The 1,408-nt window shown below is 73.0% G+C and carries 1 protein-coding gene; it reads left to right on the top strand.

Translation table 11 applies throughout. The features are described 5' to 3' along the window. A partial coding sequence (locus tag ACLWS4_RS37075) for a glycoside hydrolase family 15 protein (RefSeq protein ID WP_416876432.1) occupies positions 1-1,155 on the top strand: 1,155 nt, incomplete at its 5' end. Between the last annotated feature and the right edge of the window lie 253 nt (positions 1,156-1,408).

Here is a 1,408-nt window from a genome sequence, read left to right as displayed (position 1 = left end):
CGGTCGGCGCTCACCCTCAAGGGCCTGTGCGACCTCGGCGGCGCCGCGGTCGCGGCCCCGACCACCTCGCTGCCCGCTCCCATCGGCGGTGTGCGGAACTGGGACTACCGCTACACCTGGCCGCGCGACACCGGGTGGATGATGCAGTCCCTCCTCGCGTTGGGATACACCGAGGAGCCCATCGCCTACCGCACCTGGCTGACCACCCACATCGACCCGGACGCCCTTCAGCCCCTGTACGGCCTCGGCGGCGGCCCGGTGCCGACGGAAGAGGAACTGCCACACCTGCGGGGCTATCGCGACTCCGAGCCGGTGCGGGTCGGCAACGCCGCCGCTGAACAGCACCAGCTGGACGTGTACGGCGAACTCGCTGACCTGCTCGCGCAGATGGACGACGCAGGCATCCCGCCGTGCCCGGACGCCGACCACCTGCTCCTCGCCCTCGCACTCAAGGCCGAGCAGCTGTGGGAGCAGCCCGACGACGGCATGTGGGAAAGCAGGGGCACCCCGCGCCGCTACGTCTCCTCCCTGGTGTGGGCCTGGGTGGCCCTCGACCGCGCCGTGCGCGTGCTGGAACGCCACGGCGCCGCCGACCAGGAGACCCTGCTGCGGCTGGCGGCGAGTGCCGAGGCCATCCACGCCGAGGTCTGTGCCCGCGGCTACGACCAGGGGCGCAACACCTTCACCCAGTACCTCGACGGCCACGACCTGGACGCCTCCCTCCTGCACATCGCCCGCACCGGATTCCTGCCGCCGGACGACAAGCGGGTGATCGGCACCGTCGAGGCGATCGAACGCGAACTCGGTGCCAGCGGCGGCATGCTCCTTCGCTACCCGACCCGTGCCGACGCGGCCGACAACGTCGACGGGCTGTCCGGCCACGAAGGCGCGTTCCTCGCCACCGCGTTCTGGATGGTCGAAGCCCTCGCCCTGATCGGCCGGCACGCCGACGCCGAGGACCTGTTCGACCGCCTGCTGGCGGTGCGCAGCGACCTCGGCCTCCTCGCCGAGCAGTACGACCCCGCCGAGCAAGTCCATCTCGGCAACTACCCGCAGGGCCTGTCGCACGACGGCCTGATCCGGGCCGCCCTGGCCATCCACGCGGAGAGCACGAACCCTGCCGGTGAACTGGTGCTCGCCGCGGCACAGGGGTAGCGGCGCAGCGCCGCCCACCGGTCCACCACCTCCACCTGCCAACGCCCGCCTCCACACCGGTCCCCGTCCTGCTGCGCCGCACCACCAGCGAGCAGTGCGCCGTCGCCGCACCCCGAGCGGCAGGCCGCCACGAACACCCCTGCGGCGGCCTGCCGCCGCCAGCCGGGCGCGCCGGCGGAGGTCCCGCCCTCAACCCGGCCGGACCACGGCCGACCCCATCCCTACGAGGAGCGCCTCCCCGTGATGATCACCG

This window comes from Kitasatospora sp. SC0581 (assembly GCF_048159585.1).
Lineage (GTDB): Bacteria > Actinomycetota > Actinomycetes > Streptomycetales > Streptomycetaceae > Kitasatospora.
Note: the sequence above shows the minus strand (reverse complement) of the source record. Positions and strands in the feature narration are given on the sequence as shown.